This window comes from Microvirga arsenatis (assembly GCF_009910705.1).
Lineage (GTDB): Bacteria > Pseudomonadota > Alphaproteobacteria > Rhizobiales > Beijerinckiaceae > Microvirga > Microvirga arsenatis.
The window spans coordinates 278,364-299,530 of sequence record NZ_JAAAXJ010000005.1 but is presented as its reverse complement, the minus strand read 5'-3'; the positions used below and the strand labels follow the sequence as shown (position 1 = coordinate 299,530).

The 21,167-nt window shown below is 64.6% G+C and carries 21 protein-coding genes; 12 read left to right on the top strand and 9 right to left on the bottom strand.

Features of this window, described 5'->3' with window-relative positions:
• Positions 1-275: 275 nt before the first annotated feature.
• Positions 276-818: a D-Ala-D-Ala carboxypeptidase family metallohydrolase gene (locus GR303_RS12730; RefSeq protein WP_161725791.1), complete on the top strand. Its 543-nt coding sequence runs from the start codon at positions 276-278 to the stop codon at positions 816-818.
• A gap of 94 nt (positions 819-912) precedes the next feature.
• On the top strand, positions 913-1,788 hold the full coding sequence (locus GR303_RS12725) for an alpha/beta fold hydrolase (RefSeq protein WP_161725789.1): 876 nt from the start codon (positions 913-915) through the stop codon (positions 1,786-1,788).
• Between the two features lie 118 nt (positions 1,789-1,906).
• On the opposite strand, the gene GR303_RS12720 is transcribed toward GR303_RS12725, so the two are convergent.
• The 5 genes from GR303_RS12720 to GR303_RS12700 all read right to left on the bottom strand — a co-directional run bounded on the left by GR303_RS12720 (position 1,907) and on the right by GR303_RS12700 (position 6,386).
• Complete coding sequence (locus GR303_RS12720) at positions 1,907-2,677, bottom strand: LamB/YcsF family protein (RefSeq protein WP_161725788.1); 771 nt, start codon at positions 2,675-2,677, stop codon at positions 1,907-1,909.
• Between the two features lie 5 nt (positions 2,678-2,682).
• Positions 2,683-3,975, bottom strand: a complete 1,293-nt coding sequence (gene pncB / locus GR303_RS12715) for a nicotinate phosphoribosyltransferase (protein WP_161725786.1) — start codon at positions 3,973-3,975, stop codon at positions 2,683-2,685.
• A gap of 94 nt (positions 3,976-4,069) precedes the next feature.
• Entirely contained in the window at positions 4,070-4,393 is a 324-nt protein-coding gene (locus GR303_RS12710; RefSeq protein ID WP_161725784.1) for a c-type cytochrome, read from the bottom strand.
• A 52-nt stretch (positions 4,394-4,445) separates the two neighbouring features.
• A complete protein-coding gene (locus GR303_RS12705; RefSeq protein ID WP_161725782.1) occupies positions 4,446-5,711 on the bottom strand; it encodes a PQQ-dependent sugar dehydrogenase in 1,266 nt (421 codons plus the stop codon).
• A 171-nt stretch (positions 5,712-5,882) separates the two neighbouring features.
• Positions 5,883-6,386 (bottom strand): pyridoxamine 5'-phosphate oxidase family protein, encoded by a 504-nt coding sequence (locus GR303_RS12700; RefSeq protein ID WP_161725781.1) that lies wholly within the window; start codon positions 6,384-6,386, stop codon positions 5,883-5,885.
• 218 nt (positions 6,387-6,604) lie between these two features.
• Between GR303_RS12700 and GR303_RS12695 the strand changes: the two genes are divergently transcribed.
• Together GR303_RS12695 and mobA are read left to right on the top strand one after the other, a co-directional pair.
• Positions 6,605-7,732, top strand: a complete 1,128-nt coding sequence (locus GR303_RS12695; protein ID WP_161725779.1) for a P-loop NTPase — start codon at positions 6,605-6,607, stop codon at positions 7,730-7,732.
• 11 nt (positions 7,733-7,743) lie between these two features.
• Entirely contained in the window at positions 7,744-8,598 is an 855-nt protein-coding gene (gene mobA / locus GR303_RS12690) for a molybdenum cofactor guanylyltransferase MobA (RefSeq protein ID WP_161725777.1), read from the top strand.
• A 49-nt stretch (positions 8,599-8,647) separates the two neighbouring features.
• Here mobA and GR303_RS12685 read toward each other — a convergent pair whose 3' ends face one another.
• Entirely contained in the window at positions 8,648-8,824 is a 177-nt protein-coding gene (locus GR303_RS12685) for a CsbD family protein (protein ID WP_161725776.1), read from the bottom strand.
• Positions 8,825-9,165: 341 nt separating this feature from the next.
• Here GR303_RS12685 and GR303_RS12680 point away from each other — a divergent pair, with 341 nt between their 5' ends.
• Complete coding sequence (locus tag GR303_RS12680) at positions 9,166-9,942, top strand: ATP-binding protein (RefSeq protein ID WP_161725774.1); 777 nt, start codon at positions 9,166-9,168, stop codon at positions 9,940-9,942.
• A gap of 18 nt (positions 9,943-9,960) precedes the next feature.
• Here GR303_RS12680 and GR303_RS12675 read toward each other — a convergent pair whose 3' ends face one another.
• Positions 9,961-11,214 carry a glycerate kinase type-2 family protein gene (locus GR303_RS12675; protein ID WP_161725772.1) on the bottom strand — a complete coding sequence of 418 codons (1,254 nt, stop codon included), beginning with the start codon at positions 11,212-11,214 and terminating at the stop codon, positions 9,961-9,963.
• Positions 11,215-11,410: 196 nt separating this feature from the next.
• Between GR303_RS12675 and GR303_RS12670 the strand changes: the two genes are divergently transcribed.
• The 7 genes from GR303_RS12670 to GR303_RS12640 all read left to right on the top strand — a co-directional run bounded on the left by GR303_RS12670 (position 11,411) and on the right by GR303_RS12640 (position 18,906).
• Positions 11,411-12,211 carry an HAD-IIB family hydrolase gene (locus tag GR303_RS12670; RefSeq protein ID WP_161725771.1) on the top strand — a complete coding sequence of 267 codons (801 nt, stop codon included), beginning with the start codon at positions 11,411-11,413 and terminating at the stop codon, positions 12,209-12,211.
• A gap of 328 nt (positions 12,212-12,539) precedes the next feature.
• Positions 12,540-13,748, top strand: a complete 1,209-nt coding sequence (locus GR303_RS12665; protein ID WP_161747579.1) for an ABC transporter substrate-binding protein — start codon at positions 12,540-12,542, stop codon at positions 13,746-13,748.
• A gap of 122 nt (positions 13,749-13,870) precedes the next feature.
• Positions 13,871-14,629 carry an ABC transporter ATP-binding protein gene (locus GR303_RS12660; protein ID WP_161725768.1) on the top strand — a complete coding sequence of 253 codons (759 nt, stop codon included), beginning with the start codon at positions 13,871-13,873 and terminating at the stop codon, positions 14,627-14,629.
• Positions 14,622-15,329 carry an ABC transporter ATP-binding protein gene (locus GR303_RS12655; protein ID WP_161725767.1) on the top strand — a complete coding sequence of 236 codons (708 nt, stop codon included), beginning with the start codon at positions 14,622-14,624 and terminating at the stop codon, positions 15,327-15,329. The genes GR303_RS12660 and GR303_RS12655 overlap by 8 nt, the downstream gene beginning before the upstream one ends.
• 6 nt (positions 15,330-15,335) lie before the next feature.
• Entirely contained in the window at positions 15,336-16,223 is an 888-nt protein-coding gene (locus tag GR303_RS12650; protein ID WP_161725765.1) for a branched-chain amino acid ABC transporter permease, read from the top strand.
• A 4-nt stretch (positions 16,224-16,227) separates the two neighbouring features.
• Positions 16,228-17,202, top strand: coding sequence for a branched-chain amino acid ABC transporter permease (locus GR303_RS12645; protein WP_161725763.1), 975 nt, complete (start codon positions 16,228-16,230; stop codon positions 17,200-17,202).
• A 63-nt stretch (positions 17,203-17,265) separates the two neighbouring features.
• Positions 17,266-18,906, top strand: a complete 1,641-nt coding sequence (locus tag GR303_RS12640) for a GMC family oxidoreductase (protein ID WP_161725762.1) — start codon at positions 17,266-17,268, stop codon at positions 18,904-18,906.
• 75 nt (positions 18,907-18,981) lie between these two features.
• Here GR303_RS12640 and GR303_RS12635 read toward each other — a convergent pair whose 3' ends face one another.
• Entirely contained in the window at positions 18,982-19,716 is a 735-nt protein-coding gene (locus tag GR303_RS12635) for a LuxR C-terminal-related transcriptional regulator (RefSeq protein WP_161725760.1), read from the bottom strand.
• A 508-nt stretch (positions 19,717-20,224) separates the two neighbouring features.
• Positions 20,225-20,995, bottom strand: coding sequence for a LuxR C-terminal-related transcriptional regulator (locus tag GR303_RS12630; RefSeq protein WP_161725759.1), 771 nt, complete (start codon positions 20,993-20,995; stop codon positions 20,225-20,227).
• Between the last annotated feature and the right edge of the window lie 172 nt (positions 20,996-21,167).

Genomic DNA, 21,167 nt, shown 5'->3' with positions numbered 1-21,167 from the left:
CCTGAAATCTGCAAGGTTCACGCCCCGCAACGCCGTAACTCATACTTAATTTCCGAGCGCCGGAAGCCTTGCAAAATAAAGCTTTGCCAACCAACCGCCATGTTTGGTCCGTCCATTGGCCGCCTCGCGCGCTTGCTCAATGTCAAGCTTACTTTAGGTAACCGTCCCTAGCGTACTTCACGCAACCGTCAGTCTACTGGCCAATAATATTCAGGTGCCGCCGAGCAGAGGACCTCGGAGGCTGTCCTAGTGGGGGCTCAGAACGGGAGAACCCGATGAGCGCCAATTCGCGAGTTCGCCACGCGTCCACGATCGTCTTCCTGACGAGTGCGGTTCTGTTCGGGCTGTCGCCCGCCGCGCTCGAAGCCCGCGAGGAAACCGATGGGATCGTCCCTCCCGCCGAATATGCCAGCCTCCCCTCGAACGAACGTCTCAACGACCCCGGCACGACGGGAAGCCTGCCGAATGCCCGCACCCTGTCCGGATTTTCGTCCCTGGTCTCCCGAGGCGCCATCACCCTTCGGGCGAGCGCTCCGACCAACTGCGTTCCGGGCGACCTGCGCGAGGTCGTCGCCTCCGTCGCGGCGAAGTTCGGTCCGGTCAGCGTCGAATCCACCCATCGCAGCCGTGGACGCAACTGGCGCGCGGGCGGAGCGCGCCAGTCCCTGCATCTCTCCTGCCGCGCCATCGACTTCCGCGTCCGGGCGCGGACGCGCGGCGTCATGGCCTATCTCCGGGCCCATCCGCAGGTGGGAGGGCTCAAGATGTATCGAAACGGCATCATCCATATCGACAACGGACAGCGCCGTTCCTGGTAGCGCCATCGCTGCCCGCCGCATCGCAGGCACGGGAGCCGCGGCTCCCGTGCCTCCATCCCTGGCATTCGGGCAGGAAGTGTATGACACTGGCAGGATGTTCGAGACCTTCACCCATCACCGGATCGAGACATCCGAGGCCACGATCAATCTGCGCATGGGCGGGAACGGCCCTCCCGTGCTCCTGCTGCACGGGCATCCGCAGACCCATGTCATGTGGCACAAGGTGGCGCCAGCGCTCGCCGAGCGCTACACGATCGTCTGCGCCGACCTGCGCGGCTATGGCGACAGTTCCAAGCCTCCCACGACGGAGGACCACGCGCCCTACTCCAAGCGCGCCATGGCGCGCGACCAGGTGGAGGCGATGCAGGCCCTCGGCTTCGAGCGCTTCGCCGTCGTCGGCCACGACCGCGGCGGGCGCTGCGCCTATCGCATGGCGCTCGATCACCCCGAGAGGATCGTGGCGCTGTCGATCCTCGACATCATCCCCACGGGAGAGCACTTCCGGCGCACGGACATGGCCTTCGCCATGGGCTACTGGCACTGGTTCTTCCTCGCGCAGCCCCATCCGCTTCCCGAGCGCCTGATCGCAGCCGATCCCGACGCCTTCTATCTTCGCCGCGGCCGCTCGCTCTTCGACGACGCAGCGCTCGCAGAATACCGCCGCTGCTTTACCGACCCGCAGACGATTCACGCCATGTGCGAGGATTACCGGGCGGGCGCCACCATCGACATGAGCCTCGACGAGGAGGACCGGCGGGCAGGTCGCCGGATCGCCTGCCCCGTGCAGGCCCTGTGGGGTCGCAAAAACGGACTCGATCGATGGTACGACGTGCTGGCGGTCTGGCGCGACTGGGCCGGGCATGTGGAAGGCCATGCCATCGATTGCGGCCATTACCTCGCCGAGGAAGCGCCCGAGGAGACGCTGGCGGCGTTGCAGCCCTTCCTGGCCGGGGCTTTTGCGCGTGAATGAATCCACCGCCCTCACCCTGAGGAGGCGCGCAGCGCCGTCTCCAAGGATGCTTCCAGTGCTCGCTGGTTCCTCCTTCGAGACGCAGACTGCGTCTGCCCCGCAGGATGAGGCGTGAGTTTTACGAGACAGCCTGTGAAAACGGCGCGATGGTGATGCCGTTGGCCTCCAGCTTCGCGCGCACGGTGCGCGCCATGGCAACCGCGCTCGGTTCGTCTCCGTGAACGCAGATCGTGTCGATCTCGACCGGAATGCGCTTGCCGGACACCGTCGTGACGGCCCTGTCCTGCACGGCCCGGAGAATGCGCTCGGCCGCGAATTCCGCATCGTGCAGCACCGAGCCGGGCTTCTTGCGACTCGTGAGCGTGCCGTTGTCCTCGTAGGTCCGGTCGGCGAAGATCTCGCGGGCAACCGGAATGCCGATCGTGTGGGACGCCTTCTCCATCAGCAGCCCCGGCATGCACACATTGATGAGACTTGGATCGACGCCCTTGATGGCGCGGGCGATGGCAAGCGCCAGGTCCTCGTCCTCGTTCGCCATGTTGTTGAGCGCGCCATGGGCCTTCACGTAAGTGACCTTGTGGCCTGCGAGCGCCGCGACGGCCTGCATGGCGCCGATCTGATAGGCGATCATGCGCTCGATCTCGGCGGGAGAGTCGCCCCGGATCATGCGGCGGCCGAAGCCGTGCAGATCGTTGAAGCCGGGATGCGCGCCGATCGCAACGCCCTTGCGCTTCGCCGTCTCTGCCGTGCGGAACATGATCGATGGATCGCCCGCATGGAAGCCGCACGCGATGTTGGCGGAGGAGACGATGTCGAGCATCGCGTCGTCGTCTCCCATCGGCCACGGGCCGAAGCCCTCGCCCATGTCGCAGTTCAGATCGATCTTCATGGCCATCACACCAGAACAGGTTGCGCGGTTTGCTGCCCCACATGGAAGACGCGCTTGTAGCGCTCCACCTCCGCCTTGGGTCCCATGGCCTTCGTCGGATTGTCGGAGAGCTTCACGGTCGGCCGGCCATCGGCGGAGATGACCTTGCACACGATGGAGATCGGATCGAGCTTTCCGTCGGGCGTGAGGCCGCGGAAATCGTTGGTGAGCAGCGTGCCCCAGCCGTAGCCGATGCGCATCCGGCCGCGGAAGTGCCGGTGGACGCGCTCGATCACGTCGGTGTCGAGCCCGTCGGAGAAGATCGCGAGCTTCTCGCGCGGGTTCTGCCCACGGCGCTGCCACCATTCGATGGCCTCCTCGCCGCCCTCGATGGGGTCCTTCGAATCGATGCGGATGCCGGTCCAGGAGGACACCCATTCAGGCGCGTTCTGCAGGAAGTTCGTGGTGCCGTAGGTGTCGGGCAGGATGATGCGCAGGTTGCCCTCGTAATCCTCCTGCCAATCCGCGAGCACGCGGTACGGCGCCTTCGCCAGTTCCTCGTCGCCGTCCGTCAGGGCCGCATAGACCATGGGAAGCTCATGGGCGTTCGTGCCCACCGCCTCCACCTCGCGTCGCATGGCGATGAGGCAGTTCGAGGTGCCGAGGAAGGACGAGCCCAGGCCCTCGATCATGGCCTGCACGCACCAGTCCTGCCACAGGAAGCCATGGCGGCGGCGCGTGCCGAAGTCGGAGATGGAGAGATCGGGAAGCTGCTTGAGCCGCTGGATCTTCTCCCAGACCCGCGTCATGGCGCGCGCATAGAGCACCTGGAGCTCGAACTTGCCCATGCCCTTGAGCACGCCGCGGGAGCGCAGCTCGTTGAGGATGGCGAGGGCCGGGATCTCCCACATGGTGGTCTCGATCCAGGGGCCGTGGAAGGTCAGCACGTATTGACCGTCCTCCTTCTCAAGCAGGTATTCCGGAAAGCGGAAGGTCTCGAGCCAGTCCATGAATTCCGGCGAGAACATCTGGCGCTTGCCGTAGAAGGTGTTGCCCCGCAGCCAGGTGGACTCCCCCCGGGTCAGGGAGAGGCTGCGCACGTGGTCGAGCTGCTCGCGCAGTTCGCCCGCATCGATGATGTCCGCGAGGCGGATGCGGGTGGTGCGGTTATGGATGCCGAACGTGACCCGCACGTCCCGATGGCGGCGAAAGATCGTCTGCGCCATCAGAAGCTTGTAGAAATCCGTATCCAGAACGGACCGGACGATCGGGTCGATCTTCCAGGTATGGTTGTAGACCCGGGTCGCGATGTCCACCATCGCCTGCTCCTTGCCACTCACAGGAGGCAGGACAATAGCGAAGGGGCGCCCGCGATGAAAGGGTCGCAGGGCCTACGGATGTCGGCTGCCGGTCTCAAGGCGGCAGGACATCCACCTGGATCGAGGCGTAATAGGCAGCCATATCCGCAATGTCCTCGTCGGAGAGCTCCTTCGCTACAATGTTCATGGATTCGTTCCTGCGCTCTCCGGAGCGGTAGGCGGTAAGGCTTCTGACGAGATAGCTCTCGACCTGACCGGCAAGGTTGGGCGATTCAGGGTTCTTCGACAGCCCGTCCAGCCCATGACAGGCCTGGCACGCGGTGATCTTGCGGCGCCCTGCCCGGGCATCGCCCGCCTCGGCCGGAGGGAGGGTCACGAGCAGCGCTCCCAGCGCCGCCAGAGCATGGGTTGGTTTCATGGCGACCTCGTAAAGGGGGCAGGCGCGCCCGATGCGCGCCTGCCTGGAGATGCTAGCGGCCCTCGTAGGAAATCCGGTAGATCGCTCCTGCGGTGTCGTCGGAGACGAGCAGGGAGCCGTCCGGCAGCATGGCCACGTCCACGGGCCTGCCGAGATACTCGCCGTTCTCGGTCAGCCAGCCCTCGGCGAAGACCTGCGGCTTGTCGGCGGTGCCATCCGCCTTGAGCGGCGTGAACATGATGCGCGCGCCGATCGGCTTCGTGCGGTTCCACGAGCCGTGCTGGGCCGAGAAGATGCCTCCCTGATAGGTCTGCGGGAACATCCGCCCGGTGTAGAACATCATGCCCAGGTCGGCGGCATGGGGGTCCATCTCGGCCTGCGGTGCGACCACGCCCGCGGGAACGGGATCGTCCTTGTACTCCACCGTGCGGACCGTCCCGCCTCCGTAATGGGGGAAGCCGAAGTTCTGCCCCATATTGGCGATGCGGTTGATCTCTCCGGGAGGCTGATCGTCTCCCATGCCGTCCACCTGGTTGTCGGTGAACCAGAGAGTCCTGTCGGCAGGGTTGAAGTCCATGCCGACGGAGTTGCGGATTCCGGTCGCATAGACCTCGCGGTTCTTGCCGTCCTGATCCATGCGGATGATGCCGCCGATGCCGGTCCGCTTGTAGAGCTCCATCTTGTCCTTCGGCGGCACGTTGAAGGGCTGGCCGAGGGCAACGTAGAGCTTGTTGTCGGGCCCGACCCGGCAGACGCGGGCTGTATGATTGAAGCTCTCCTCTGACGGCGGGATCAGGTCGCCCTGCTTGGTGACGACGAAAGCGGCCACATCCGGCCCCTCATAGAAGAATTCGGCCGCCGGGAACTGCAGAACGCGGTTCTGCTCGACCACGTAAAGCATTCCGTCGCGCGAGAAGCACACGCCGTTGGGGATCTTGAAGGCGATGGACGGCGCAAACTGCTTGACCTCGTCGGCAACGCGGTCCTTGTCACGATCCGTCACCACATAGACGTTGTTCTTTCGCGTCCCGACGAAGACCACGCCGGCATTGGGTCCGACGGCCATGTGACGGGCATCGGGCACAACCGCGTAGAGATCGATCTTGAATCCGGCCGGGAGCTTGATCCTTTCAAGGTTGCGCCGCAGCGCGTCCGCGCGGCGTCCCTCCTGGGGAATGGGCCTCGGCTCCTCGGTGCCGGTGCTTTGGAAGGAGGTCAGCTTTTCAAGATTGCTTGCTGACGGCTGAGCGGCAGGCTGGGCGAGGCTTGAAGACGCAAGAGCAACAACGGAAGCAGCGGCAAGCAGGACGGATTTCATCGTTTCCTCCCAAGATGCCCCCTGCAGCTTCTTGTTATGGCGGACGAGCGGCTGGCCGATCCTTTTGCTGACCTCTCCACTATACCCAAGCTTCTTCCGTAACGGTAGATTCAAATCGCCAAAAGAAAGGGGCCGCATGGCGACCCCGATGGCGTCTCTTGAGCGGAACGATCAGCTCAGATTGACTTTCGCCTGATCGCCCGGCTTCGGCTGCTCGCCGGTCACCACGGCCTTCGCGTAGCCGTAGAGATGGACCAGGGTCGAGGACGGGCTGTCCCAGTATTCGCCCTTGGTGGGATGAACGCGGATGAGGGCGATCTGCGGATCGTCCGTGCCTTTCGGGAACCACGCGCGCAGGGGCTCCGACCACTTCTCCTCGATCGTCGCCTTGTCGCGAACGATCTCAGCCTTGCCGGACACGGAAACGTAAGTCTGGCTGCCCGGGTCGCTGTAGGCCAGGTTGACCTCGCTGTCGCGGGAGATCTCCGTCATCTTGGGAGACTGGATCTGGGTGAAGAACCAAAGATCGCCGTGCTCGTCGGCCTCCTGGCTGTGCATCGGCCGGCTGTGGAGGGTGCCGTCCGCGTCCACGGTCGTCATCATGGCGATCTTCACGTCCTTGATCAGCTCATAGAGCTTTCCGGCGTTGGGATCGTTATGGCCGTGCTGGTGCATCGTCGTCTCCTCGATTTGCTTCGTGGTCTCGGGATGTGATCGGCGAAGGCAGCCACTCGGCCGGTCGAACCGGCTCCCGAGGGATCGCGTGAACAACGGACAAGGTGAATTTTGGTTCGGAATATCGGCTTCACGGGGAAGGGAGCGCTTAACGCGCGGCCGGTGAGCCTCTAAATGACACCGAGGACCGTGCCTCGACCGGTCAGGAGATTCGAACAGTGGCGATCACCCGCGAACACGTGCTGCAGGCCCTCTCGACCGTGCCGGTCGACGCGGCCGGAACCAACCTCGTCGCCTCGGGGCGCCTCTCCGATGTGGTGGTGGATGATGCGGGGCGGGTGATGTTCTCCATCACCATCGACCCTTCGGAAGCCGCCGGCATGGAGCGCGTGCGCCAGGCCGCCGTCACGGCCGTTCAGGGCCTGCCCGCCGTGAAGGGGGTCTTCGCCAGCCTCACCGCGGACCGGCCGGCGGGCTCAGGCGCCTCCCCCTCGGCGACGGGCGCCGCCCAGCGTCCCCGCTCGGCGGCACAGCCGAAGAACCAGCGCATTCCGGGCGTGAATCACGTGATCGCGGTTGCATCCGGCAAGGGCGGCGTGGGCAAGTCGACCACGGCCTGCAACCTCGCTCTCGCCCTGAAGTCTCTCGGATTGAAGGTCGGGCTGCTCGATGCCGACATCTACGGCCCCTCCATGCCGAAGCTTCTCGGCATCCACGGCAAGCCGCGCCTGCTCGAGAACCGCATCCTCGAGCCCATGGAGGCTTACGGGATCAAGGTGATGTCCATCGGCTTCCTCGTCGAGGAAGAGGCCGCCATGATCTGGCGCGGCCCCATGGTGATGTCGGCCATCACCCAGATGCTGCGGGAGGTCGCCTGGGGCGATCTCGACGTGCTCGTAGTGGACATGCCCCCCGGAACCGGCGACGCCCAGCTCACCATGGCCCAGGCCACGCCCCTGGCCGGGGCCATGATCGTCTCCACCCCGCAGGACCTCGCCCTCATCGACGCACGGCGCGGGGTGTCCATGTTCAAGAGGGTCGAGATCCCGATCCTCGGCATCGTGGAGAACATGGCGACCTTCATCTGCCCCCATTGCGGGCAAAGCTCCCACATCTTCGGCCATGGCGGCGCGCGGGACGAGGCCAAGCGTCTCGGCGTTCCGTTCCTCGGCGAGGTGCCGCTCAACATGACCATCCGCGAGTTGTCGGATGCCGGCCGTCCCGTGGTGGTGGCCGACCCTCAGGGTCCGCATGCGAAGATCTACCAGGACATGGCGCAGCAGGTCTGGTCGGCGCTCTCGGGCGGCGCAGCGGCCCGGCCCGCGCCGCGCATCGTGATCGAGTGAGCGCGTCCGGCATGAGCCTTCCCCCTCCGACGCTCGGCGTCATCCTGGCTGGCGGGCTCGCGCGGCGCATGGGCGGCGGGGACAAGAGCCTGCTGGGCCTCGGGGAGCGGACGCTGCTCGACGAGGTGGCAGGGCGCCTGTCCCTGCAATGCGAGGGCCTGATTCTCAACGCCAACGGCGATCCCTCACGCTTCGGGAGTCTCGGTCTGCCTGTCGTGCCGGATACGGTTCCGGATCATCCGGGTCCCCTGGCCGGCATCCTGGCCGCCCTCGAATGGGCCGCCGTCCAACGGACCGGCATCGAATGGCTCGTGAGCGTTCCAGCCGATACGCCCTTCATTCCGGGGGATCTGGTGCTTCGCCTGCACGAGGCGCGGCGGGAGGCCGGGCAGCCCCTTGCCTGTGCCGCATCGGCCGGGCAGGCGCATTTCGCGGTGGCCCTCTGGCCCGTCCGCCTGCGGCACGATCTGCGCCGCGCCCTCGAGGAGGGAGGGCGGAGCATGGGGCAATGGCTGCAGCGCCATGGCTGCGCGGAGGCGGCCTGGCCTGCCGAACCGCGCGATCCGTTCTTCAACATCAACACGCCCGACGACCTCGCAAGGGCGCGGAACCTGGCGCAGGGGGGAGCGCATGCCATGACGGAACTGGACCTTTCCGGCCTGAAATGCCCCCTCCCCGTCCTGCGCACCCGCAAGAGACTTGTCACCCTGCGCCCGGGAGACCGGATGAGGGTGATCTGCACCGATCCCCTGGCCGGGATCGACGTGCCCAACCTGCTTCGGGAGACGGGGGATATCCTGGAGGAGCAGCACCAGGAGGACGCCAGGATCACCTTCCTGATCCGCAAGGCGGGCCCCGCCCCATGAAAAGGCCCGGCGCGAAGCCGGGCCTCCACCACGTCGAATCCTGCCGGCGTCAGGTGCTCTTGCGGAGCGAGTCCTTCATGCCGCCAATGGTGTTCTGAATCTTGCCTTCGGTCTTATCCATCTTGCCCTCGGTCTCCAGCTTGGAGTCGCCGAGAGCCTTGCCGAGGCCTTCCTTCACGCGGCCCTTGATGTTCTTCATGCTGCCTTCGCTGCGATCGCGATCCATAGCTTCTCTCCCGATCAGGATGATCTGCGAAGGAAACGCAGGTCAGATGGGGAGGTTTCAAAATCGTTTTCACCATTTGGCGAGAAATTTTGCAGTTTTTGGCAAATCAAGAACGGACAATTCTGTTCTCCCGTTGAACGGGAGAGCTCTATACTGAAGATTGTCTCAGCCGGGACATTTTATGCCTGGGCGCATTTCAACGCCTCTACTTCGTGCCAAGGAATTCTTGGTGTTGTGGAGCCAGGCTCGATCGTTCCAATGAAGGGGATGGACATTGGGTCCGGACGCGCTAATTCGGGGCGATCCGCAGAAACACGTTATAAAGTTCAGGTAAAGAGTTCGTGCCCGCCGCTCGCCCGTCCCGGTCGCCCACCAAGGCCCCACGCCGCGCTGCCCCCCGGACCGGCTCCCGGGGCTCGTCGCCTCCGCTCGACCGGGTGGCCCTGCTCGCGCACCAGCTCAGAACGCCCCTGTCGACCATCAACGCCCTGGCGCAGGGCCTCATGCGACGGGCGGACCGGCTCACCATTCACGACGTGCAGACGCGAGCCGAGCGCATCTGGCGGGCGAGCCTGCGGCTCGACGAGCTGATCGACATGATCCTGTCCTACACCCGGGCGAGCTCCGGCGGCATCGTGCTCAATCCGAGCGAGTTCAGGCCGGCCGAGCTGATCCAGCGCGTCTGCCGGGAACAGGGCGACCAGGAACCCGCCCGCCCGCTCCATGTCGAGATCCGGAATCTGCCGGAGATGATCGTCGGCGATCCCGTTCTGCTGGAACAGGCCTTCGTCATCGTCGTCTCCAATGCCATGAAGTACTCCCCTCCGGACCAGCCGATTAAGGTGTCGGCGCACAGGGACCACAAGGCGGTCCGCATCGTCGTCCGTGATCACGGGATCGGCATCCCGGAGCGCGACCTGCCCTTCGTCATGCAGCCCTTCTTCCGCGGACAGAATGCGCGCAAGCTCCCCGGCACCGGCCTGGGCCTGAGCCTGGCCTGGTACATCCTCAAGCTGCATGGGGGCGACCTCACCGTCGAAAGCCGGGAAGGTCACGGAACCAAGGTGACGATGATCGTGCCGGAAACGAACGTGACGGGCCTCAGCTACTCGATCTGAGGCTCCAGGCCGCCCGGCTCACGAGCGGACGAGGATGGCGCGGAAGTCGTTGACGTTGGTGAGGGTCGGCCCCGTGACGACGAGCCGCCCGAGAGCCGCAAAGGCCGTGTAGGCGTCGTTCGCCTCCAGGCAGGCTTCGAGATCGATCCCGCGCGCACGCGCACCCTCGAACAGGCTCCCGTCGAACCAGGCTCCCGCATTGTCCTCCGATCCGTCGATCCCGTCGGTGTCGCAGGCGATGGCTGCGATCCGCCCTTCCCCCTTGAGGGCGAGCGCAAGGGACAGCAGGAACTCGGCGTTGCGCCCGCCGCGCCCCCTGCCGCGCACTGTCACCGTGGTCTCGCCGCCGGAGAGCAGCACGCAGGGCGCCCTCACGGGCTGCCCGTGCCGGAGCGCCGAGCGCGCAATGCCCGCCATGACCCGCCCGACCTCCCGCGCCTCGCCCTCAAGGGCGTCGCCGAGAACGAGCGGGGTCAGGCCCAGCTCCCGAGCCTTTGCCGCCGCCGCATCGAGCGCCATCTTGGGCGTGGCGAGCATGTGCACCGCACCGCCGGCCGCGGGCTCCGTGACTGCGTTCGCGCGGATCGCCTGCACGATGGAGGACGATACGGCGATACCGTATTTGCGCAGGATCGCGAGCGCAATGTCCGGATCGATCCGCTCGGGGATCGTGGGACCGGAGCCGATGCTGGACGGGTCGTCCCCCGGCACGTCCGAGATCAGGTACGTGACGAGCTGCGCCCGGCCCGCAGCGGCTGCGAGACGGCCTCCCTTGATCCCCGAGAGCGACTTGCGGACGAGGTTCATTTCGCCGATGGGCGCACCCGATTTCAGCAGCGCGCGGTTCACCTCCTGCTTGTCGGCCAGCGTCAGGCCCTCGGCCGGAAGGGACAGAAGCGCCGAAGCGCCGCCCGACATGAGGCAGACCACGAGATCGTCGGGGCCGGCCTCCTGCGCCAGCGCCAGGATCCGCCTGGCGGCCTGCAGCCCCGCCTCGTCGGGAACCGGGTGAGCCGCCTCCACGATCTCGACGGAGCGCGTCGGCACCGCATGCCCGTATCGCGTGACCACGAGGCCCTCGCAGGCGCCGCCCGCACGGGCCCAGGCGTCTTCGAAGGCCGCCGCCATGCGAGCCGAGGCCTTGCCAGCGCCGAGCACGATGGTGCGCCCCTTCGGCCTCGCCGGAAGGCGGCCATCGAACTGCCCGTCGGGCAGCGCCGCCTTCAGGGCCGCATCGAACAGGGCTCGGAGGATTTCTTGATCGTTGGGCATGCCGCCACTTTACGTGAGAAATCCTGCCCGTGAAGCCTACGCCTCGGTGTTTCAAACCTCTTGGAGCCGCCTGCGGGATCGTGCTTAAAGGCATGCGTTCGGCCGCATCACTCTCCGCCTCCGGCCGAACGCGAACGAGGATGCCGATGTCGATGCCCCAATCTTCGCCCTGCCCCGCCGGTCCGGAGTGCAGGACATGAGGCCCCTGTCCCAGCTGCCGCTGGAGGCGGCGCGCTCCGTCCGCGTGGTGCTGACCGACATCGACGACACCGTGACCTCCGAGGGCATGCTGACGGCCGAGGCCTACGCCGCCCTCGAGCGGCTGCACCGCGCCGGGTTCATCGTCATCCCGGTCACGGGCCGACCGGCCGGCTGGTGCGATCACATCGCCCGGATGTGGCCGGTGGATGCGGTCGTGGGGGAGAACGGCGCCTTCTTCTTTCGCTACGATCGCAAGCAGAGAAAGATGCGGCAGCGCTTCTGGGCCAGCCCTGAAGAGTTCAAGCGCAACCGCGCCAGGCTCGAGGCCATCGAAAAGGAGGTGCTGGCAACGGTGCCCGGATGCGCCCTCGCCAGCGACCAGGCCTACCGGGTGGCGGATCTCGCCATCGACTTCTGCGAGGACGTGCCCGCCCTGCCCGAGGCGGAGGTGGACAGGATCGTGGCGATCTTCGAGCGCGCAGGCGCCCAGGCCAAGGTCAGCTCCATCCACGTGAACGGCTGGTTCGGCGACTACAACAAGCTCAGCATGGCCAAGGTGCTCCTGGCGGAGGTGTTCGGGCTGGACTGGGAGCAGGCGAGGAATGCGGTGGTCTATGCGGGCGATTCGCCCAATGACGAGCCCATGTTCGAGGCCTTCCCCCTGAGCGTCGGCGTCGCCAACATCCAGGCCTTCGCCCACCGGCTCGCCCACAAGCCCGCCTACATCACGGCCGGGCATTCGGGGACCGGCTTTGCCGAACTCGCCGACCTGCTGCTCAGGGCGCGACGCGAGTAGCACGAAGCCGACGGACCTAGGCTTTCCAAGTTGCTCTTGAGGGCGAGAGAACCCGCCGCCGGGAATGCACGCCCCGATCCGCACCTCGTGAGTCGCAACAGGGCGAGGCCTAACACCTGTGGGGCAGTCACTTTTGCGAGAGAGCGTGGCCGCGGCGTCTCCCGGTGCAGCAGAAGCCTAAAGATCTCTGCGACTTAAGGATAACTGCCCCTCGCATTGATCGAGGCCGCAGTGCCTGTACCTTTCCTAACCATCGCCAAGCGGCTTCCATGCTGCGGCTCAAGCAAGGACAGGGCCAACCTGCTCCGGAACAACGGGAAGGAAATCGATGCGAGTCCTCAACAAACTTCTGTTCGCCCTCAGCTGCACCGCCTTGGCCTCTTCGGCCTATGCGCAGCAGGCTTCCGACGGCGTGGTGAAGATCGGCATCCTGAACGACCAGTCCGGCGTCTATGCCGATTTCGGCGGCAAATGGTCGGCCGAGGCCGCCCGCATGGCGGTTCAGGACTACGGCGGCAAGGTTCTCGGCGTTCCGGTCGAGATCGTCAGCGCCGACCACCAGAACAAGCCGGACGTCGCCGCCAGCATCGCCCGGCAGTGGTACGACACGGAAAAGGTCGATGCCATCATGGAGCTGACGACCTCCTCCGTCGCCTTGGCCGTTCAGGGCCTGTCGAAGGACAAGAAGAAGCTCACGATCACCACCGGCGCGGCCACGACGGACCTCACCGGCAAGCAGTGCTCCCCCTACGGCTTCCACTGGGCCTACGACACCCATGCGCTCGCGGTCGGCACCGGCGGCGCCCTGGTGGAGAACGGCGGCAACAAGTGGTTCTTCCTCACCGCCGACTATGCCTTCGGCTACTCGCTGGAGGAGCAGACCTCCAAGTTCGTGAAGTCGAAGGGCGGTCAGGTGGTCGGTGCGGTCCGCCACCCGCTGGCGGCGACCGACTACTCCTCGTTCCTCCTGCAGGCCCAGAGCTCCGGCGCCAACGTGATCGGCATGGCCAATGCCGGTCTCGACACCGCCAATGCCATCAAGCAGGCCGCGGAGTTCGGCATCACCCAGGGCGGCACGCGTCTTGCCGCGCTTCTGTTCACCCTGGCGGAGGTGAAGGGCCTCGGCCTCAAGGCCGCCCAGGGCCTGACCCTCACCGAGGGCTGGTACTGGGATCAGAGCGACGAGAACCGCGCCTTCGCCAAGAAGTTCATGGACAAGACCGGCCGCATGCCGAACATGATCCATGTGGGCACCTATTCCGCCGTGACGCAGTACCTCAAGGCCATCGAGAAGGCCGGCACGGATGCGACGGAGCCGGTCGCCAAGCTCCTGCACGAGATGCCGGTGCAGGACATCTTCGCCAAGAACGGCAAGGTGCTGCCCAACGGCCGCATGGTCTACGACATGTATCTCTTCCAGGTGAAGAAGCCCGAGGAGAGCAAGGGCGAGTGGGACATGTACAAGCAGCTCGCCAAGATCCCGGGCGACACCGCCTACATGAAGGCCGCCGAAAGCGGCTGCCAGCTGACGCAGTAACCCTCGAAGCGGGACGGGGCGATTCGGGTCGCCCCGTCCCGCTTCTCGTCCGGCCGTGGCTGCCTCCGGACATCCTGCGCAAGTCAGCCGGCGTTTTATCGAGAGAGTTTCGGCCAAAACAGATGGTCAGTACCCAACCCATTCTCACCGCCACCGGGCTCACCATGGAGTTCCGGGGCTTCGTTGCCGTGAAGGACGTGACGCTGTCCGTCAACGAGGGGACGATCCACGCCCTGATCGGCCCCAACGGCGCCGGCAAGACGACCGTGTTCAACCTGCTCACGAAGTTCCTGACGCCGACGCGGGGGCAGATCACCTTCAAGGGCGCCGACATCACGGGGCTGAAGCCGGCCGACGTCGCCCGCCTGGGCCTGGTGCGCTCCTTCCAGATCTCGGCGGTGTTTCCCCACCTGACCGTGCTCGACAATGTGCGCGTCGCTCTGCAGCGCCCCTCCGGCCTCGCGACGCAGTTCTGGCGTCCGGCGAGCGCCCTCTCGGCCCTCGACGAGCGGGCCATGGAGCTGATCGATGCGGTCAACCTCTCGTCCTACAGGGACCTGACCGCCTCCGAGCTGTCCTACGGCCGCAAGCGGGCCCTCGAGATCGCCACGACGCTCGCACTCGACCCGGCCATGCTGCTGCTCGACGAGCCCATGGCCGGCATGGGCCATGAGGATATCGGCCGCATTTCCGACCTCATCCGCCGCATCGCGCGCAACCGCACCGTGCTCATGGTGGAGCACAACCTCAACGTGGTCGCCGATCTGTGCGACCGGGTCACCGTCCTGGCACGCGGCGAGATCCTCTCCGACGGATCCTACGACAAGGTCAGCCAGGACCCGCGGGTGCGGGAAGCCTATATGGGAACCGAGCATGAGTAGCGCTCCCCTCCTCGAAGTTCGCGGGCTCAATGCCTGGTACGGCGAGAGCCACGTCCTGCACGGGGTCGATCTCGACATCCACGAGGGCGAAACCGTCACGCTGCTGGGCCGCAACGGCGCCGGCAAGACCACGACGCTGCGCGCGATCATGGGGATCCTGCGCCGCCGCGAGGGCGTGATCCGCCTGCGCGGCAAGGATCTTCTCGCGCTCCCGCTCCACAAGGTGGCTCAGTCCGGGCTCGGCTACGTGCCCGAGGAGCGCGGCATCTTTGCGAGCCTCAGCGTCTCCGAAAACCTGATGCTGCCGCCGACCGTGTCCGAAGGCGGCATGAGCGTGGAGGAGATCTACGCGCTTTTCCCCAACCTGTACGAGCGCCGCTCGAGCCAGGGCACGAAGCTGTCGGGCGGCGAGCAGCAGATGCTCGCCATCGCCCGCGTGCTGCGCACGGGCGCCCGAATCATCCTGCTCGACGAGCCGACGGAAGGCCTGGCTCCCGTCATCGTCCAGCGCATCGGCGACGTGCTGGTGGCGCTCAAGAAGCGCGGCATGACGATCCTCCTGGTCGAGCAGAACTTCCGCTTCGCCAAGAAGGTGGCCGACCGCTTCTACCTCATGGAGGATGGGCGTATGGTGAATTCGTTCCCCGGGCACGAGCTCGATGCGCGCATGGACGAACTTCACGAAGTTCTCGGGGTGTAGAGCATCATGAGTACGATTTTCGGCATTCCCACCCCTGCCCTTTACGGACAGATCCTCATCGGCCTGATCAACGGCTCGTTCTACGCCATGCTGAGTCTCGGCCTGGCGGTGATCTTCGGCCTGCTGCGGGTCATCAACTTCGCCCATGGCGCGCAGTACATGCTGGGCGCCTTCGCGGCCTATCTGCTCCTCAACTACCTGGGCGTGAACTATTGGCTTGCCCTGGTGCTGGCACCCCTGATCGTGGGCGTGATCGCCGTCATCATCGAGCGCACCATGCTGAGCCGCCTCTACAGCGTGGATCACCTGTACGGCCTTCTCCTGACCTTCGGTCTCGCGTTGATCATGGAAGGCGCTTTCCGCCACTGGTTCGGAGCGGCCGGCCAGCCCTATGCCGCGCCTTCCCAGCTCACGGGGGCGGTCAATCTGGGCTTCATGTTCATGCCGATTTACCGCGGCTGGGTGGTCGTCGCCTCCCTCGTCGTATGCATCGGCACATGGCTTCTCATCGAGAAGACCCGGCTCGGCGCCTATCTTCGCGCCGCAACCGAGAATGCCACGCTCGTGCAGGCCTTCGGCGTGAACGTGCCCCTGCTCCTGACCCTCACCTACGGCTTGGGGGCCGCCCTGGCGGCCTTCGCCGGCGTGCTGGCGGCGCCGATCTACCAGGTGAGCCCGCTCATGGGCTCCAACCTGATCATCATCGTCTTCGCCGTGGTCGTCGTGGGAGGCATGGGCTCGATCCTCGGCGCCATCGTGACGGGCTACGTTCTGGGCGTTCTCGAAGGCCTCACCAAGGTGTTCTATCCGGAAGCGTCGAGCATCGTTATCTTCGTGATCATGGCCATCGTTCTGCTCGTCAGGCCGGCGGGTCTCTTCGGGCGGGAGGAGTGAAATCATGGCTGTCGGTACCCAATACATCGCGGAACAGCCCAGGCTGAGCACCTCCTCCATGGTGCTGGGCGCGGTCGCCGTTGCGGCTCTCGTGGTCGCTCCGTTCTTCTTCTATCCCGTGCTCGTGATGAGCATCCTCTGCTTCGCGCTCTTCGCGTGCGCCTTCAACCTGCTCATCGGCTATGTGGGGCTGCTCTCCTTCGGCCATGCCGCCTTCTTCGGGGGTGCGGCCTACTTTACGGCCCATGCCGCCAAGGTCTGGGGCTGGGAGCCCCTGGCGGCGATCCTGCTTGGTGCCGCAGGCGCCGGCGCCATGGGTCTCGTGATGGGATTCCTGGCCATCCGGCGCCAGGGCATCTACTTTTCCATGATCACCCTGGCCCTGTCGCAGATGTTCGCCTTCATCTGCCTTCAGGTGCCTTTCACCCATGGCGAGGATGGCATCCAAGGCGTGCCGCGCGGATATCTGCTCGGCATCGTCGACCTCAACCATCCGCTGGCGATGTACTATTTCACGCTGGCGATCTTCCTGTTCGGCTTCTTTGCCATCTGGCGCATCGTCAACTCGCCTTTCGGCAACATTCTCAAGGCGATCCGCGAGAACGAGAGGCGCGCAGTTTCGCTCGGCTACCGGGTCAACCGCTACAAGCTCGGCGCCTTCGTCATGTCGGCGGCGCTGGCAGGACTCGCCGGCGGCACGAAGGCGATCGTCTTCCAGTTCGCGACGCTCACCGACGTGCAGTGGCAGATGTCGGGCGAGGTGATCCTCATGACCCTGCTCGGCGGCATCGGCACCCTGATCGGGCCCATCGTCGGCGCAGGTCTGGTGATTGCCCTGCAGAAATACTTGGCAGCGTCCGACTTCCCCGTCACCGTGCTGATCGGCATCATCTTCGTGATCTGCGTGCTGCTCTTCCGCCGCGGAATCGTGGGAGAGATCCTGGAATTCGCGAAGCGCAGGTCCAAGGGCGCTGCTTGAGGGGCATCTCACGATCTGCCGGCGATCCGCTGGGAGCGCCGGCCCAGTTGATTGGGCCTCACCATGTCCGATACCGAAACATTCGATTACGTCATCGTCGGCGCCGGCTCGGCGGGCTGCGTGCTCGCCAACCGCCTGTCGAAGGACGCCCGCAACAAGGTCTGCCTGCTGGAAGCCGGCGGGAAGGACAACTGGATCTGGTTTCACATTCCCGTCGGCTATCTCTTTGCGATCGGCAACCCGCGGGCAGACTGGATGTTCAAGACCGAGGCGGAGCCCGGCCTGAACGGCCGCGCCTTGAACTATCCTCGGGGCAAGGTGCTGGGCGGCTGCTCCGCCATCAACGCCATGATCTACATGCGCGGCCAGCGCGAGGATTACGACAACTGGCGCCAGATGGGCCTCCAGGGCTGGGGCTGGGACGACGTGAGGCCGATCTTCCGCCAGCACCTCGACCATTATCTCGGTGCCGGGGAGCACCATGGCTCCGGAGGGGAATGGCGCGTCGAGGCACCCCGAGTGCGTTGGGAAATCCTGGACTCCTTCATCGACGCCGCGGTCGAGGCCGGCATCCCCCGCGTGAGCGATTTCAACACGGGCAGCAACGAGGGAATCTCCTATTTCCACGTCAATCAGAAGAACGGCCGACGCTGGTCGGCCGCGCGGGGATTCTTGAGGCCGGCCCTGTCGCGTCCCAACCTGAAGGTCGAGACGCATGCTCACGCCACGCGCATCCTGTTCGAGGGCAAGCGGGCCACGGGTGTGGAGATCCTGCAGAACGGAACCTTGCGGCGGATCATCGCCCGCAGGGAGGTCATCCTGTCGGCAGGCGCCATCGCCTCGCCGCAGCTCCTCCAACTGTCCGGGATCGGCAACGGCCCCTTCCTGCAGGAGCATGGAATCGAGGTGGTCCACCACCTGCCGGGAGTCGGCGAGAACCTGCAGGATCACCTGCAGCTTCGTCCCATCTACAAGGTCAGCGGCGTGCGCACCCTCAACGAGGAGTACCGGTCGCTGTTCCGCAAAGGGCAGATGGCGCTCGAATACGCCCTCTTCCGCCGGGGGCCGCTCACCATGGCGCCTTCGCAACTGGGAGCCTTCACGCGCTCCTCCCCGGACTATGCCACGCCCAATCTCCAGTTCCACATCCAGCCTCTGTCGCTGGACAAGTTCGGCGAGGACCCTCATCCCTTCCCGGCCTTTACCGCAAGCGTGTGCAACCTGCGCCCCACCAGCCGCGGCAGCGTGCGGATCCGTAGCGGCAAGGCGGGCGATCCTCCCTTCATCCGTCCGAACTACCTCTCGACGGAGGAGGATCAGCGGGTGGCGGTCGACGCCCTGCGCCTCGTCCGGCGCATCGTCTCCATGCCGGCCCTTCGGAAGTACCGCCCCGAGGAGTACCGGCCCGGCGCTCACCTGACCACGGACGACGAACTCCTGAACGGCGCACGCGATATCGGGACGACGATCTTCCACCCGGTCGGCACGGCGAAGATGGGCATCGACAGCGACCCGATGTCGGTGACCGATGCCCGCCTGCGCGTGCGCGGCGTCGAGGGGCTGCGCGTGATCGACGCCTCGATCATGCCTGCTATCACGAGCGGCAACACGAACTCCCCGACGCTGATGATTGCCGACAAGGGAGCGGCGATGGTCCTGGAGGACCAATCCCAAGCAGCTGCGCCGGTCCTGCGCTCGGCGTGAGAAGATCAAAGGGTTGGCCGCAATGCAAAAAAGGGAGCCGCAGGCTCCCTCTTTCGTCGTGGCCGTTCGCTTGGATCAGCTTGCCGGTCGATTCGCTGCAAGATGGCTCGAGGCCCAGATTGCGGCCTGCGTCCGGTTCTTGGCCTGGATCTTCCGCAGGATCGCCTTGACGTGGACCTTCACGGTAGCTTCCGTGATGTCGAACTTGCGCGCGATGATCTTGTTCGAATCGCCGTCCATCAGGCAGCGCAGGATCACCGTCTCGCGTACGGACAGGCCCTTCGCGGGAGGAGCCACCTCCTGAGGTGCCTCCGGAGTGCCGGCATCGCGGCTTTGCTCCGCCTGGGCTTCCTGCTGCCGCAGGAGGTCGAGAATCGCGCCGGGGAAGATCGCCTCGCCGAGCATCACCAGATCGAGCGACTTCACGAGCACCTCGCATGAAATCGACTTCTTGAGATAGGCATCGGCGCCAGCCTTGAAGGCCGAGAGGACCTGGTTCAGGTCGTATTGATCGACCAGCATGATCACTTTGGCCGTCGAACTCTCGTCCTTCAGCTTCCGCGCCTGGCGGCAGGCTTCATCATGATCGCGGCTCGCATCCATGATGAGAACCACGGTGCTGTCGCTGCCTGCGGCGAGATCGAGTTCGCCAAGGCTCGCAGCCGCTGCCGAAGGAGCGTACATCGTTTCGGACAGGATGCGCCTCAAGCCCTCGCGCAGGAGAGCATTCGGCTCGATGAGAAAGGTCCTTGTTGATCGGGCTGCGATGCCCTCCGTGGAGGATGGCTCAACCGAACGGGCCAGTTCCATGTACCGCGAGTACGCGACGTCCTTTGCAGACGAGGCACCTGTATGTGGAAGGCCGTCAAGATCGTAGGTGTTCCGCATAGCGAATGCCTTTCTGGTCCCGAACCGCGAGGCAAATAGTAAAATTTCCCTTAATATTCTTAGCTTATAATCTTATTAGAAGCAATCATTACCCATTCACTTTCTTTTAACAAATTTTAATTAATGGTAAATCTAGGATACTATGTAACATTCGCACTGCAAGGGCGAGAAATCTACTGCAGCTATACTTCGATAGTTATGTAATAAAGATTCAATACTGAGACGTCTGCCCTGTCAGGAGCAACTCCGGCTCTATCCTCGGCGTCTGCAATACGAAGCCCTAGCACGTGCGGTGCTCACAATCCCAAGGATAGGACTTTGACGGATGAACAGCCTTCGACAGCCTGCGGCCCAACCCATAATGATTGCACGCAGCCTGCCGGGTCAGGCGACGCCTAACGGCAATTCCTGCTGAGGCTTTCCTGTGCCTTCAGCGCAGGTTGTGCACGGACATCTTGTCGTTCGGCACGATGATGGAAGCCTCCACTCCGCCGGACGAAAGATGATTGACCGCCCACATCGCCGCCTGAGTGCGGTTGGCGACACGGATCTTGCGCAGGATGGCCTTGATGTGAACTTTCACTGTCGCCTCGGCCACGTCGAGCTTGCGCGCGATCACCTTGTTGGGTGCCCCTTGCATGAGGCAATGCAGGATCTCGGCTTCCCTGCTCGACAACGTACGAATGGGCGAGTCCAAAGCGTCCAGCGCCAACGGAACCTGCGGAGATGGCAACGTGATTGCGGGCGCTTCCTTGCGCGACTTCATTTCGCCGGCAGAACCTGCGATCGCTGCGAGGAATGCGGCGGAAGGGAAGACGACCTCCCCCAGCATCACCAAGTCGAGATACTTGATCAGCGCCTCGCATCTCGTCGTGGCCAAGCAGTACCCATCTGCTCCCGATTGGAAGGCAGATTTCATCTCGTCCAGATCGAAGCTGTCGGACAGGACGACGATCCGTGCCTGCGGGTATTGTTGACGCAAGGCATCCATCAGGCTTGCCAGACTTGATTCATACAGATTGACGTCAAGGACGAAGAGGAGCGGCGCCCCCGTGAGATCCGGATCCAGTTTGAGAACGCCAGAGGTCAGGCCCTCCGGATGCAGCTTGAAGCGGGTGCTTGAAAGAATGTGCTTCAAGCCCTCACGGAGCATGAAATTCTTGCAGCCGAGGATTGTGGTGACTGGCATAAGACTTGACATGCGAGGTAGCCTTTTCCGCAGAGATTACCTCGAATTGTACTGGTTAAGGGTTTGTTAGCTACAGCAGATAAAGAGGTACAGGATCATGCTTAGGAGGTAGAAAACCTCAAATTCCCGAACGGAATTCAAGAACAGAATTTCTAGGATTTTATTGCGTGAGTGAAATAGTATT